The sequence below is a fragment of the Aureimonas ureilytica genome, assembly GCF_001475935.1.
Classification (GTDB): Bacteria; Pseudomonadota; Alphaproteobacteria; order Rhizobiales; family Rhizobiaceae; genus Aureimonas; species Aureimonas ureilytica_A.
In genome coordinates, this window is the sequence record NZ_LDQA01000001.1 from 23492 (window position 1) to 37302 (window position 13811).

12 protein-coding genes and 1 tRNA gene are annotated in these 13811 nt (G+C 62.3%); 10 read left to right on the forward strand and 3 right to left on the reverse strand.

Going from position 1 to position 13811, the window contains the following annotated elements:
- Nucleotides 1-5 precede the first annotated feature (5 nt).
- Both NS365_RS00115 and NS365_RS24850 read left to right on the forward strand, forming a co-directional pair.
- Nucleotides 6-644: a methyltransferase domain-containing protein gene (locus tag NS365_RS00115; RefSeq protein ID WP_193753348.1), complete on the forward strand. Its 639-nt coding sequence runs from the start codon at nucleotides 6-8 to the stop codon at nucleotides 642-644.
- 106 nt (nucleotides 645-750) lie between these two features.
- Complete coding sequence (locus NS365_RS24850) at nucleotides 751-2100, forward strand: M23 family metallopeptidase (protein WP_193753349.1); 1350 nt, start codon at nucleotides 751-753, stop codon at nucleotides 2098-2100.
- A gap of 66 nt (nucleotides 2101-2166) precedes the next feature.
- Here the strand turns inward: NS365_RS24850 and NS365_RS00125 are convergent, their stop codons facing one another.
- Nucleotides 2167-3033 (reverse strand): ATP-binding protein, encoded by an 867-nt coding sequence (locus NS365_RS00125; RefSeq protein WP_058598450.1) that lies wholly within the window; start codon nucleotides 3031-3033, stop codon nucleotides 2167-2169.
- A gap of 135 nt (nucleotides 3034-3168) precedes the next feature.
- Between NS365_RS00125 and yajC the strand changes: the two genes are divergently transcribed.
- From yajC to NS365_RS00150, 5 genes are all read left to right on the forward strand, one after another.
- Nucleotides 3169-3510: a preprotein translocase subunit YajC gene (gene yajC, locus NS365_RS00130; RefSeq protein ID WP_058598249.1), complete on the forward strand. Its 342-nt coding sequence runs from the start codon at nucleotides 3169-3171 to the stop codon at nucleotides 3508-3510.
- A gap of 123 nt (nucleotides 3511-3633) precedes the next feature.
- Nucleotides 3634-6219 (forward strand): protein translocase subunit SecD, encoded by a 2586-nt coding sequence (gene secD / locus NS365_RS00135; protein WP_058598250.1) that lies wholly within the window; start codon nucleotides 3634-3636, stop codon nucleotides 6217-6219.
- A 3-nt stretch (nucleotides 6220-6222) separates the two neighbouring features.
- Nucleotides 6223-6618, forward strand: a complete 396-nt coding sequence (locus NS365_RS00140; RefSeq protein ID WP_058598251.1) for an Mth938-like domain-containing protein — start codon at nucleotides 6223-6225, stop codon at nucleotides 6616-6618.
- Nucleotides 6611-7444, forward strand: coding sequence for a phytoene/squalene synthase family protein (locus NS365_RS00145; protein ID WP_275477542.1), 834 nt, complete (start codon nucleotides 6611-6613; stop codon nucleotides 7442-7444). Before NS365_RS00140 ends, NS365_RS00145 begins: the two co-directional genes overlap by 8 nt.
- Before the next feature lie 107 nt (nucleotides 7445-7551).
- Nucleotides 7552-9294 carry a DUF4153 domain-containing protein gene (locus NS365_RS00150; RefSeq protein WP_058598253.1) on the forward strand — a complete coding sequence of 581 codons (1743 nt, stop codon included), beginning with the start codon at nucleotides 7552-7554 and terminating at the stop codon, nucleotides 9292-9294.
- 54 nt (nucleotides 9295-9348) lie between these two features.
- Here NS365_RS00150 and trmFO read toward each other — a convergent pair whose 3' ends face one another.
- The gene (gene trmFO / locus NS365_RS00155) at nucleotides 9349-10773 is read right to left on the reverse strand and encodes a methylenetetrahydrofolate--tRNA-(uracil(54)-C(5))-methyltransferase (FADH(2)-oxidizing) TrmFO (protein ID WP_058598254.1); all 1425 of its coding nucleotides are present in this window, start codon (nucleotides 10771-10773) and stop codon (nucleotides 9349-9351) included.
- A gap of 205 nt (nucleotides 10774-10978) precedes the next feature.
- Nucleotides 10979-11122 (reverse strand): DUF1127 domain-containing protein, encoded by a 144-nt coding sequence (locus tag NS365_RS23390; RefSeq protein WP_082640465.1) that lies wholly within the window; start codon nucleotides 11120-11122, stop codon nucleotides 10979-10981.
- A 300-nt stretch (nucleotides 11123-11422) separates the two neighbouring features.
- Here NS365_RS23390 and NS365_RS00160 point away from each other — a divergent pair.
- The 3 genes from NS365_RS00160 to NS365_RS00170 all read left to right on the forward strand — a co-directional run bounded on the left by NS365_RS00160 (nucleotide 11423) and on the right by NS365_RS00170 (nucleotide 13765).
- A tRNA-Leu gene (locus NS365_RS00160) sits at nucleotides 11423-11506 on the forward strand.
- A 77-nt stretch (nucleotides 11507-11583) separates the two neighbouring features.
- The gene (gene tig / locus NS365_RS00165) at nucleotides 11584-12939 is read left to right on the forward strand and encodes a trigger factor (protein WP_058598451.1); all 1356 of its coding nucleotides are present in this window, start codon (nucleotides 11584-11586) and stop codon (nucleotides 12937-12939) included.
- A gap of 193 nt (nucleotides 12940-13132) precedes the next feature.
- Entirely contained in the window at nucleotides 13133-13765 is a 633-nt protein-coding gene (locus tag NS365_RS00170; RefSeq protein ID WP_058598255.1) for an ATP-dependent Clp protease proteolytic subunit, read from the forward strand.
- Nucleotides 13766-13811: the final 46 nt, after the last annotated feature.

The window sequence follows — 13811 nt, forward strand, 5'->3', positions numbered from 1 at the left end:
ACTCCATGCTTGATCGTGAGCAATTGGCCGCTTTCCTGATGACGGTGCGAACGGTGGACGGCATGACGCCTCGCGTTCTGACGGCCGTCGAGTCCGTGCCGCGACGCCTCTTTGTTCCGCAGGATGCGAAGGACGCGTACTGCGACAAGGTGTTTCCAATCGATTGCGGGCAATCCATGCCGGGCGCGCGCCACGCGGTACGCCTCGTTGCGGCGTTGAAGATCGCACCCGAGCACCGGGTTTTGGAGGTCGGGACCGGAAGCGGCTATATTACGGCACTTATGGCCAAGCTTTGCGTGCAGGTGTTGACGCTCGACCGCTACCAAACGCTCCTGACCAAGGCGCAGGATCGTTTGAAAAGCTGCGGCATCGGCAACGTGACCTATCTGAAAGAAGACGGGCGGACGGGCTATCCTGACCAGGCGCCGTTCGATCGCATCGTCGTTCATGGCTCGTTCGAGATGCTGCCTCGAAATTTCGTCGAGCAGACCTCCTCTCAGGGCATTCTTCTCTGCGCCTTGGGCGATCCGAGCCATGTTCAACGGGTCGTCCGTCATCAGCGCCTTGGCAGTCGCTTCGAAGAGGAGACGCTGTTCCACGCGCGTCTCCAGCCGCTTGAGACGGGTGTCGCCAGCTACCTCTAAAGAATTCGATCGCTGACCTGACGGCGTTTAACCCTCGGGTAACATTAACGCGCTCTAATGTTCCCAGGTTGGGCGAATGCTTTTGGGGACTGCAATGCGGACGGACGTGTTGAATCAGAGTCGGTTTCGGCTTGTGCGCTCGGCGGGGCTGATCGCGCTCGCCGCCTTGGCTGCTGGTTGCAGCGCGGACGCCACGCGCTTGCAGGATAGTTTCTATACCGGTGCCATACCGAAGGCGCCGATCCAATCGCAGCCCGCTATGGCCGAGGCGGCCCCGTCCTATGGGCAGGTTCAGCCCAACGCGTCCTACGGGGCAGGCACGACAGGTGCTCCGCGCACCTACGCCGCCGCGACGCCGCGCGTTTCGCGCTCGGCCCTGCCGCCTCCGCCGGCCGCGTCCTATAGCGGCGGCAACGAGACCTATGAGCCGATCCGCCCGGCGGCAGCGGCCGCCATGTCCCAGCCGGTTTCCTCGCCTGTCAATCGCGCCGAAGTCGCTCGTACGGAAGCGTCCCGCGCCATTTCGCCTACTTCGACTGGCTCGGCCGGCACCTATGTCGTGACATCAGGCGACTCGCTTCTGGGTATCGCGCGCCGCCACGGTGTACGGTCGAGTGACCTGCGGGCCGCGAACCGCATGAGCGACGACAATGTGAAGATTGGCCAGAAGCTGGTGATTCCGGCGGGCGGTAGCATGACGGCAGCCGCGCAGCCGGCCGCCAACACGCGCTATGCCGCGCTCGGAGCCCCGCCGACGACGCTTCAGGCACAGGCCGCCGCGATCGCCGTTCCGCGTTCCCCTCCGGCTCATTCGCGCCCGGCACCCGTCGCCGCGCCGCCCGTGGCGCACGAGGCGGCCTCGGCGAAGCCGGCGGCTGCTATGACTGCACCGGCTACGACTCCGCCGGTTGCGGCGGCAGCTCCGGTCGCGACGGCGCCCAAGCAGGTTGCGCATGAGGCCCCCGCGCAGCCTGCGGCGGCGCCCAGCGCTTCCAGCACGGCGCTTGCCACGGCGGCTCCGGCAGCACCCGCTTCGAAAGAAGACGAAGAGGAGACCGTGTCGATCCCGAGCGGTACGGGCATCGACCAGATGCGCTGGCCGGTTCAGGGTCGCGTCATCAAGAGCTTCGGGGACAAGGTCGGTTCGCGCCGCAACGACGGTCTCAACATCTCCGTGCCGCGCGGCACGCCGATCAAAGCGGCCGAAAACGGCGTGGTCATCTATGCCGGCGAAGGGCTCAAGGAGTTCGGCAAGACCGTTCTCGTGAAGCACGACAATGGTCTCGTAACGGTTTACGGACACGCTGACGACATCAAGGTGCAGCGCGGCGCAACCGTGAAGCGGGGGCAAGAGATCGCGACGGCTGGTATGACCGGGGACGCCGACGCCCCGATGCTCCACTTCGAAGTGCGCAAGGACTCCTCGCCGGTTAACCCGATGACCTACCTTCGCTGAGCGTCGGATCATCGATTGTCATCGAACGCCGCGCCGAGCTTATCGAAGCTCGGTGCGGCGTTCTTATTAACGCGTCAGGGACCGCCCGAGGCGTCCTGCGAGGTCCGTTACATATTGATAGGCGACGCGGCCCGATCGGCTGCCCCGGGTCGTGCTCCATTCCAGCGCATCCCGTCGCATCTCTGCAGGTTCCAGATCAATTCCCGCTGCGGCGAGGTAGCCATCGACCATCGCAAGATAGTCGTCCTGCGAGCATTTGTGGAAACCCAGCCAGAGACCGAATCGGTCGGAAAGAGAAACCTTCTCCTCCACGGCCTCGCTGGGGTTGATCGCCGTCGACTGCTCGTTCTCCATCATGTTTCGCGGCAAGAGGTGCCGCCGATTGGAGGTGGCGTAGAACAGGACGTTCTCGGGCCGACCTTCGACGCCACCATCGAGCGCCGCTTTCAGGGACTTGTAGGATGTGTCGTCGTGATCGAATGACAGATCGTCGCAAAACAGCAGGATGGGGAAGGGCAGATCGCGAAGCATCGTCATCAACTGCGGAAGATCATCGATGTCCTCGCGATGGACTTCGATCAATTTCAGCGCCGTACGTTCACCTCGCGACGAATTGACCTTCGCGTGCACGGCCTTCACCAGCGAGGATTTGCCCATGCCGCGCGCGCCCCAGAGAAGGGCATTGTTGGCGGGTAGCCCTGCTGCGAAGCGCTCCGTGTTGTCGAGCAGAATGTCACGGGAGCGATCGATCCCGCGAAGCAGTTCGAAATCCACGCGATTGACGCGGGGTACGGGCGTCAAACCAGAAGGCGGTGCGAAGACGAAACAATCGGCGGCTTCCAGGTCTAGGGGCGGTGCCGCGCACGGCGCGAGCCGTTCCAGCGCATCCGCCGCACGGCGCAGGAGAGAAAGAAGTTCCGTTTCGGACGTCACGGGCTGACCTCTGGAAAGACGGATACCGCCGGGCATCGCCGGTCGGCGCGTGTTGCAATCGGTTCGACCGATCGTATATTGCGCGCATCTTGTGAAGGGCCGGGCGCCCTGTTTTCCGTTTGTTGGGAGATCTTGATGTTCGTATCGCCGGCTTTCGCACAGACCGCCACCGCAGCGGGGGGGCCGGAGAGCATCCTCATCAGCATTCTGCCGTTCATTGCCGTTTTCGCGATCATGTATTTCCTGATCATTCGCCCGCAGCGCTCCGCGGCGAAGAAGCGAGACGAAATGCTGCGCAATATTCGTCGTGGTGACACGATCGTCACCGGTGGCGGCATCATCGCCAAGGTCACCAAGGTCCAGGAGAATGGCGAACTGGAAGTGCAGATCTCCGAGCAGACCAAGATTCGGGTGCTCCAGTCCATGGTCGCGGATGTGCGCGTGAAGGGCGAGCCCACGGCGGCGAATTCGAAGTAATCTGTCAGCGGATCGGGGTCGTCCCGATCCATTTTCGTATTCGGCAGATCACTCTGCCGTACCGCATTTTCGGAGCGCCGCAGGCCAGAAGGTCCGGTGCTCCGATTGTCGTTCGGGAACGCCATGCTCTATTTCTCGCGGTGGAAGACCACCTTCATCTGGCTCGCCGTTCTCTTGGGCGTGCTGTTCGCGCTCCCGAACCTTCTGACGGAACAGCAGAGGGCCAGTCTGCCCTCCTTCATGCCGAAACAGCCCATGACACTGGGGCTGGATCTCCAGGGAGGCTCCTATGTGCTTCTGGAGGTCGATCGCGCTTCGTTGATCAACGATCGGCTTCAGAGCCTGCGCGAGGACGTGCAGGTCAGCTTGCGCTCGGCCAATGTCGGCTTCACGAATCTGCGTGAGAACAATGGTGCGATCCAGTTCGCCCTGCGCGATCCCGCTCAGGCTCAGGCCGCGCGCACGGCCTTGCAGGGCCTGACCTCGCCAATTTCCAGCGGGCTTCTAGCCGGCGGATCGGTCACGGAAACCGACCTCACCGAGCCGCAGTCTGGCACGTACCGCTTGGCGCTGACGAATGCCGGCATCGATTATCGACTCTCGACCGCCGTGTCGCAGTCGATCGAAGTGGTGCGTCGTCGCGTTGACGAACTCGGCACAACCGAACCGGTGATTCAACGCCAAGGCCTCGACCGAATCATGGTTCAGGTTCCAGGCCTGCAAGACCCGGCTCGTCTGAAAAGCCTCCTCAACCAAACCGCGCGTCTGACCTTCCGCCTCGTGGACGTCAATAACTCGGCCGAAGCCGTGGCGAGTGGCGCGCAGCCTCTGCCGGCCGGTGACGAGTTGCTCGAAACGACGGATACCAAGCCGCATCCGATTTTGGTGCAGCGTCAGGTCATGATTTCGGGCGAGAACCTGACGGACGCACAGGCCGGTTTCGAGCAGCAGACCAACCAGCCGGTCGTCAATATTCGCTTCGACGCCCGGGGCGCGCAGCGTTTCGGTCAGGTGACGCAGGAAAATGTCGGGCGGCCGTTTGCCATCGTCCTCGACAACAAGGTTCTGTCCGCGCCCAATATCCGCGAGCCGATCCTCGGCGGGCAGGCGCAGATTTCCGGCAATTTCACCGTTCAATCCGCCAATGATCTAGCCGTCCTGCTGCGCGCCGGTGCGCTTCCGGCGACGCTCGACATCATCGAAGAGCGGACGGTCGGGCCTGGCCTCGGCGCCGATTCGATCGCGGCGGGCAAGGCCGCCGGTATCATCGGCGGCGCGCTGGTCGTGGTCTTCATGTTCGTGGCCTATGGGTTCCTGGGCGTGATTGCGAACATCGCGCTGCTGGTGAACGTCATCCTGCTCGTGGCGCTTCTGTCGGCGCTCGGCTCCACGCTCACCTTGCCTGGCATTGCCGGCATCGTGCTCACGATGGGCATGGCGGTCGACTCCAACGTTCTCATCTACGAGCGCTTGCTGGAGGAACGGCGAAACGGGCGATCCGTCGTCCAGTCGATCGATGCCGGGTTCCATAAGGCGCTCGGCACGATCATGGACGCGAACGTCACCTCGTTGATCGCTGCCGTCGTTCTGTTCTTCCTGGGATCCGGCCCGGTGCGTGGCTTCGCCATTACACTGGCGCTCGGCATCTTCACGACCGTTTTCACCGCACTCACGCTCACGCGCTGGATGGTGTCCTATTGGCTGCGTCATAGCCGCCCGAAGGAAGTGCCGAAGGGCTGGGTGTCGTTCGTTCCGCATGGAACGCGCATCCGCTTCATGAGCATTCGTCGCTGGGCCTTCGCGATCACGATCGGCCTGTCGCTGGCGTCGATCGGCAGTCTCTTCGTCGGCGGCCTGAATTTCGGCATCGATTTTACCGGTGGCACGGTCCTCGAACTGCGCGCCAAGAATGGAACGGCCGACGTCGGGGCGATTCGTCAGGATCTCTCCGGCATTGTCGAGGGGGACGTCCAGGTTCAGCAGTTCGGCGCCGCGAGTGACGTTCTCGTCCGCTTCGGAGTGCAGCCCCAGGACGCGCAAACACCGCAGGCCAGCGTCAACGCAGTACGCTCGGCTCTCGCCAACGACTATGATTTCCAGCGCGTCGAGGTGGTCGGTCCGACCGTGTCGGGCGAGCTGGCCTGGGCGGCAGTGTTCGGAGTCGGGGCCGCGCTTCTCGCGATTTCGATCTATGTCTGGCTGCGCTTCGAATGGCAGTTCGCCATCGGTGCTTTGCTCGCGACGGCCCATGACGTCGCGATGACGATCGGCTTCTTGGTCGTGTCGCAGTTGGAGTTCAATCTTTCCTCTATCGCAGCGATCTTGACGATTGTCGGCTACTCGCTGAACGACACGGTCGTCGTGTTCGACCGAATTCGCGAAAACCTACGCAAATACAAGAAGATGCCGATATCGGACATCATCGATCTTTCTCTGAACGAAACCCTATCGCGCACACTGCTCACGGCCGTGTCGCTCGTTCTCGCCCTCGTCGCCTTGTACGCCTTCGGTGGAGACGTCATTCGCGTCTTCGTCGCGCCGATGCTGGCGGGTGTGTTGGTCGGTGTTTATTCCTCGATCTTCATCGCGGCGCCGGTCCTGATCTACTTCAAGCTTCGCCCGGAAACGATCCGAGGCGGAGACAAGAGCGATGCGCTCGAGCCGAAATCCGTCGGCGGCTCGACGCCGTCGACCTCCGGCAAGGCCTGATCCATGGCCGAGCCAAGCGACCCCGAAATTCGCGACGCGCATTATCCGCGTCGCGCTCCGATCGACGCCTACGGGAACGGCGGCTTCCGGTTCGCCGACATGTCGCATCGCGGATCGATTCTCTGTCTCCCGTCCGGCATTTATGGCTGGTCCGCTGACGCGGACGAGCCCTTCGGCGGCGCGAGGCTGCTGAAGGCGTTCGAGGAAGCGGAGGATATCCGGTTTTTCCTGTACGGCACCGGCGGCGATATTCGCCGTGTTCCGCCGGCTTTGCTGGATCGGTTTCGAAAGGCCGGGATCTCCTGCGATCCCATGTCGACGGGCGCCGCCGTGCGAACCTACAATATCATGCTCGCGGAAGGACGCCCGGTCGCGGCGGCGCTGATCGCCGTTGACTGATTCAGCTCCTTCCGGCGGCCTACTGTCCGCTTACGCCGAATGTGAGCGAATCGTTCAGGACGGCGATCCCGATCGTGCTGTTGCGGTGGGGTTCGCCACGAAGCCGGCGCAGAAGCACCTGTTTGCGCTCTACGCCTTCCATCTCGAAACGCTGCGCATTCGCGACGTGGTATCGCAGTCATTGCCCGGCGAAATCCGCCTTCAATGGTGGCGCGACCGCTTGGCGAGTGAGGAACCCTTGGAGGACGCCGCTCAGGGCTCCCGGATCGCGACGGCTCTGATCTCGACGATTCGCGAACACGCCCTGCCGCTCGATGCGTTCGAGCGCTATCTCGAGGCTCGGGTTTTCGACCTCTACAACGACCCGATGCCGTCGCGCGCCGACTTCGAAGCCTATGCAGGAGAGACGTCTTCCGCCTTGATCATGATGGCGACGATGGTGCTCGATCGCTCGGCCGCGCCCCGTCTGGCGGACGCGTGCGGCCACGCCGGAGTGGGCCAAACCGCGATCTCCGTGCTGCGCTCGGAGGCGATTCATCGCAACCGTCACCAAGTCTACGTGCCCACCGATATTCTGGCCGCGACCGGCATCGATGCCTCGACTTGGTTGGCAGGTGGAGCCGGATCTGAGCGCGCCCGCGATGCCATGCGCGCGTTCGCGCGAGAGCATCTCGATCGCGTCCTGCATCAGTGGGCATCCATTCCCGTCTCCGTCCGCCCGGCACTTCTGCCTGCGCTCTGGGTCGGCAAGGCTCCGATCACGGCCGGTGCGAAACCGAGCGCTCTCCGACGGCTTTGGTTCTACTGGCGGCAGATGCGCTCTTGAGGTGATTACAAGGAACCGGTTCTGAAAGCGGAAGAGGGCATTGCATCAGTCCGCTTCGAACCGGGATGGCTACCCTGAATCGCTGGTTCCGAGTTTGAGGATCGATCATGCTGGGACGCATCGCAGGCATCGGTCGTAGTCTCGCCCATAACGCCGCGTCCGGTCTTCAGAGATTCCCCATTCCTGCCTTGTTGATCGTGGCCTTCTCGGTTGCGTCCAATCTCGAGGCCGGTTCAATCGATGGTTTCGACCGTTCGCTCCTATTTTTGACCGCACTGTCGCTCGCCGCAATGGCTGGGTTAATCGTCGCATTGGCGGCGGAAGGGCAGGGATGGGGGCGCCTGATCGGTCTGCTCTTGTCGATGCTGACGGCTGGATGTGTCGGAGCGATCGTCCTCTTCGTCGACGTCTCACCTTATCAACTAGCCGGCCTCTCGTCCGCCATGATGTTCGCCGTGCCACTTGCGCCTTTCGTCCGGCACGGCGGCTCGGACGAATTCTGGAGCTTCGGTCTTTGGGCGGCGGTCGGGCTCGTTATCGCGTTTCTGTCCGCCTGCGTTTTCCTCGTCGGGCTCTACGCTATCGTGGAAATGGTTCGAACCTTGTTCGAAACCGATCTTTTCGAGAACGCGGATCGCTACGTCCTCGTGACAGGGCTGACGCTCGTCGCACCGCTGATCGCGCTCGGTCGCGTGCCCGAAGTGTCTCCGTCCCCCGTCATCTCAGGTTCCGACGATCGACTGGCAAAGGCGATTCGGCCGTTGTTCGATTGGATTCTGGCGCCGCTCGTCTGGCTCGCAGCGTTGGTGCTTCACGCCTACATCATTCGCACGTTGCTCTTGGGCGGTTTGGAAGCGAGTGAAGCGCGGTGGCTTTTCTTCGTGTTCTGCAGCCTTGCGCTGATGCTGAGAATCGGCGCTGACCCATTCGCGCCGACCAGTGCGACGTCGACCCGGCTTTTCCATCGATACTGGGTTGGCGTGACGATCGCTCCCATTGCGACCCTGGCAGTCTCTCAATGGCGCGAGGTGGATGTTTGGGGCCTCACACCGTCGACCTACTACTCCGCCCTGTGGATCGCGACCTTCACTGGCATCATTCTCATCCAGATCGTCCCGCGCGCCCGAGGGGATATTCGTTGGATGGTCGCCATTCCCATGACGGCCATGATCGCCTCCAGCTTCGGCCCCTGGAGTATGATCGCCAGCGTCGAACGAAGCCAAACATCGGCTCTTCGTGCTTTGAGCGTGGATGTCTGGCGAACGGGCGATCCCGGTCGGCGCGCGGAGATCCGCGAGCGGCTTGCCATCCTGGAAGATGTGGGAGGTATGGACGCGGTTCGCTCAGCATTGCCCGCGCAGTTGGTCGCCGACAAACATCTGGACGGTTCGATGTCTTCGCTTCCCGTTTTGTTTCAGGCGCTGGGCTGGGACAGCCCAGCAGAGCAACCGACGCCGATCCGCTCCTTTCGCGCACCGCAAGGCCAAGCTGTTTCGCTGACGGGCTATGACCTCGCGCTGATCGATCTACAAACGGGGAGCGGCGAGGAGCAGACTGGACGAGGGCGTCTTGAGCTGGAGAGCGATGGCCGTCGTTTGGCGATCCATTTCGAGGGTCGCGCAGACCATGTCCAAACGGGCCTGTTGCTACGCAGGCTGATCGAACTGGGCGTGTCGGTGGCCGAGCCTCTGGTGCTCGACCTAGGTACTGAGAACGGGCGCGGGATCAGGCTTTATGTCACGCGCGCGAACTACGAGAGCCAGCCACCACGGCTCACAGCGCTGACCGCCACACTATTGATCCGCGCCGATCAGTGGCATGTGTCGCCCGGCGCTGAACCGGCGCGCTGAGGATTGGGCGGACGCCGGCGGCACTCGCGGAACCACCGATGCCGGATGGCCGAGCTATTCTGCAGCTTCGGAGAGGGATTCGGGTTCGGACGTGTTCGCCAGCCAAGCTGCGAAGTGCTCCAGGGCACGTGCGGACAAAGCCATTTTCTTGGCGATGGTCTTCTCCTTGCCGCGAAGCCGTTTTCCGTCTTCGCGAGGAATGGTGATCGGCGGAAACAAACCAAAATTGACGTTCATCGGCTGGAACGAACGTTTGCCGGGTTCCTCATCGGTCACGAGATGACCGCCCGTGATATGACCGAGCAGAGCGCCCATCGCGGACGTCGCGGGGGGCGGCGAGACGATCTCGCCGCGCGCTTCTGCCGCCGCGAAACGGCCCGCGAGAAGACCGATCGAGGCCGATTCCACATAGCCCTCGCAGCCTGTGATCTGCCCGGCGAATCGCAGGCGCGGCAGGCTTTTGAGCCTCAACGTCCCGTCCAAAAGCGTCGGCGAGTTCAGGTAGGTGTTGCGATGCAAGCCACCCAGCCGCGCGAACTCGGCATTCTCCAAGCCCGGAATGCTGCGAAAAATACGTACCTGATCGGCATATTTCAGCTTCGTCTGGAAGCCGACCATATTGTAGAGCGTGCCGAGCGCGTTGTCTTGCCGCAACTGGACGACCGCGTAGGGCTTGATGTCCCGCTGATGCGCGTTGGTGAGACCCATCGGCTTCATCGGGCCGTGTCGCAACGTCTCGACGCCGCGTTCCGCCATCACCTCAATGGGAAGACACCCATCGAAATAGGGTGTGCCTTCCCATTGTTTGAACTCGGTTTTGTCGCCGGCGATCAGCTGCGCGACGAAACTCTCATATTGATCACGATCAAGTGGGCAGTTCACATAGTCCTTGCCCGTCCCGCCGGGGCCGACCTTATCGTAGCGGGACTGAAACCACGCCTTCTCCAGATCGATCGACTCGAAATGAACGATAGGGGCGATCGCATCGAAGAAGGCGAGTGCATCCGCACCTGTCGTATCGCGAATAGCCTCTGCCAAGGCGGGCGCCGTCAGCGGCCCGGTCGCGACAATGGTCGAGCCCCAGTCTTCGGGCGGCAGGCCGGCGATTTCCTCGCGGCGGATTTCCACCAGCGGATGAGCGGATAAAATCTCGGTGACGGCCTCGGCGAAACCGTCCCGATCCACGGCCAACGCCCCGCCGGCGGGCACCTGATGCGCGTCGGCGCATCGCATGATCAGCGAGCCCGCAAGGCGCATTTCCGCATGGAGAACGCCCACTGCATTGGTCGAGGCATCGTCCGAGCGGAACGAGTTGGAGCAGACCAACTCCGCCAAGGCATCGGTCTTGTGCGCGTCCGTTTCGCGGACACCACGCATTTCATGAAGAATAACGGGCTGGCCCGCCTGCGCGATCTGCCAAGCGGCTTCCGAGCCGGCAAGGCCGCCGCCGATAATGTGAATGGGTGTGATCTTGGTCATACCCTTGTCTTACCGCATCGACTGCCCGATCGGAACGGGCTTCGACAACCAGTCGGGTGCGAAAGACATATCCCCGAAACGACAACACCCGCCGGGGGAGGACCGGCGGGTGTCGTTAGGAAGCCTGCGATGGGAGGAGGAGCCGCAGGCTTGCTGTCCACAAGGGCTCATGGGAGGAGGAGAGAGCCCGAGGGATAAAGGGAATTCAGCGAACGGCCTGACGGGCGACCGACGGGATGTCGGACCGGGCGATACCGAGATCCGACAATTCGCGCTGCGAAAGGCGGTTCAGCTCGGTGCAGGTTTCGCGGTAGCGGCGCCAAGTCGAATACGAGCGGATAATGTTCATCGGTCGGGTTCCGTGATCGGTTCTAATCGATTGAAGTCGAGATCGAGAGGCGATCCGCTTCCGTGGTCACAACATACGGGAGCCTACTCCCGACTGGTATGGCCGGGCTCGCATGGCAGGTCTGCGAATGATGCAATGCAACATGAACCGATTTAAACGATTGGGACGGCGTTTCGGCGCGGCAGCTCGGCGCAAGGCGCATACAACTGGCTTTGTCGCAAACCTGTTTTAAACTTTGACGCGGCAGGCACCGATGATATAGAGCGCGCGTCGTGCAAGCCGTATGGTTCACGACACCGGGCGGGTGTGGCGGAATTGGTAGACGCACCAGATTTAGGTTCTGGCGCCAAAAGCGTGGGGGTTCGAGTCCCTCCACCCGCACCATGTCTGAACCCAGGCAAACGAGATAGACGCGCGACGACGGACCAGGGGCCGCCGTCGCAGACCATAAAGGGTTGATGATGCAGGTTAAGGAAACCAAGGCCGAAGGCCTGTCGCGCGAGATCGAGATCGTCGTGCCGGCGTCGGACCTTGAGGCACGGCTGCAGACCCGCCTCTTCGAAATCAAGGATCAGGTGAAGATCAAGGGCTTCCGGCCCGGCAAGATCCCGATGAGCCATATGCGCAAGACATATGGTCGGTCGATCATGGCGGAGATCGTGAACCAGATCATCAACGAGACGCCGCGTTCGGTGATCGCGGAGCGCAACGAGCGCTCGGCCATGCGTCCCGAAATTCAGATGACGGAAGACGAGTCCGAGGCCGAGAAGGTTCTGCGCGGCGAGGGCGATTTCCGCTTCACCGTGGCTTACGAAACCCTGCCGACCTTCGAGCTCAAGGGCACGGACGGGATCAAGATCGAGCGTCCGGTCGTCGAGATCGACGAGACTGAAGTCGAGGATCAGGTCAAGCGCATCGCCGAGAGCGCGCGCACCTTCCAGCCGAAGGATGGCGCGGCCGAAACCGGTGATCGCGTCACGATGGATTTCGTCGGCAAGGTGGATGGCGAAGCCTTCCAGGGTGGTTCGGCGACCGACTCGAATCTCGTTTTGGGGTCTGGCCAGTTCATCCCCGGCTTCGAGGACCAGCTCGTCGGTTTGTCCGCTGGCGAGGACAAGACCCTCGAAGTGACGTTCCCCGAGGATTACGGTGCCGAGCACTTGGCCGGCAAGCCCGCGACCTTCGAAGTGAAGGTCAAGGCCGTCGCGAAGCCCGATGAGATGGAACTGAACGACGAGTTGGCCAAGAAACTCGGCCTCGAGTCGATCGATCGTCTGCGCGAGATCGTGCGCGGCCAGATTGAAAGCCAGTTCGGTCAGGCCACGCGCCAGAAAGTGAAGCGCCAGCTTCTGGACGCGCTGGATGCGGATTATTCGTTCGAACTGCCGTCAAAGCTCGTCGAAGCCGAGTTCCAGAACATCTGGGCGCAGGTGACGCGCGAGCTGGAGCAGAGCGGGAAGTCGTTCGAGGACGAAGACACGACCGAGGAAAAGGCTCGCGACGAGTATCGCAAGCTCGCCGAGCGTCGTGTTCGTCTCGGTCTCGTCCTCTCCGAGATCGGCGAAAAGGCCGGCGTCACGGTGTCCGACGAGGAACTTCAGCGCGCCGTGATCGAGCAGGTACGCCAGTATCCTGGTCAGGAGCAGCAGGTCTACGACTACTTCCGCAACACGCCGGACGCGGTCCAGAGCCTGCGCGCCCCGATCTTCGAAGAGAAGGTCGTGGACCATCTTCTGGCCACGGTGGATGTCACCGACAAGACCGTTTCCAAGGAAGAGCTCCTGAAGGACGACGAGGACGAGGCCGTCGCGGCCTGATCCTTGGACGTAATGACCATTTGAAGGCTGGCCCATGGGCCAGCCTTCTTCGTTTTCAGCGGACCGTAACGCTCCGGCGGCCAAGGTTGCGAAGCGGCCCGGCAAAGCCCTATCTAGGGGGCTCCGGACGAAAGCCCGATTCGACGCATTGCGGTGGCACCACCGACCCCTCCATCAACGGACGATTCCTCCTATGAAGCATCCCCTCGAAACCGCGATGAACCTCGTGCCCATGGTGGTGGAGCAGACCAATCGTGGAGAGCGCGCCTACGACATCTTCTCGCGGCTCCTCAAGGAGCGCGTGATTTTCATCACCGGGCCGATCGAGGATTCGATGGCCACGCTGGTCTGCGCTCAGCTCCTGTTCCTGGAAGCCGAGAACCCGAAGAAGGAAATCTCGCTCTACATCAACTCGCCGGGCGGTGTGGTGACGTCCGGAATGGCGATCTACGACACGATGCAGTTCATCAAGCCGGCCGTGTCGACGCTCTGCATCGGGCAGGCGGCCTCCATGGGGTCGCTTCTCCTGTGCGCGGGTCACAAGGATATGCGCTTTGCCACGCCCAACGCGCGCATCATGGTTCACCAGCCCTCGGGTGGCTTCTCCGGCCAGGCCTCGGACATCGAGCGCCATGCTCTGGACATCATCAAGCTCAAGCGTCGTTTGAACGAAGTCTATGTTCAGCATACGGGCCAGGACTACGAGACGATCGAACGCACGCTCGACCGCGACCATTTCATGACGGCCGACGAGTCCCGCGAGTTCGGCCTGATCGATAAGGTCTATTCCTCGCGCGAGGCGCTGGAAACTAACACCGCGAACTGATCGACGAAACGACCTTGATGTTGCCATCGCCGGTTTCTACCTTGAA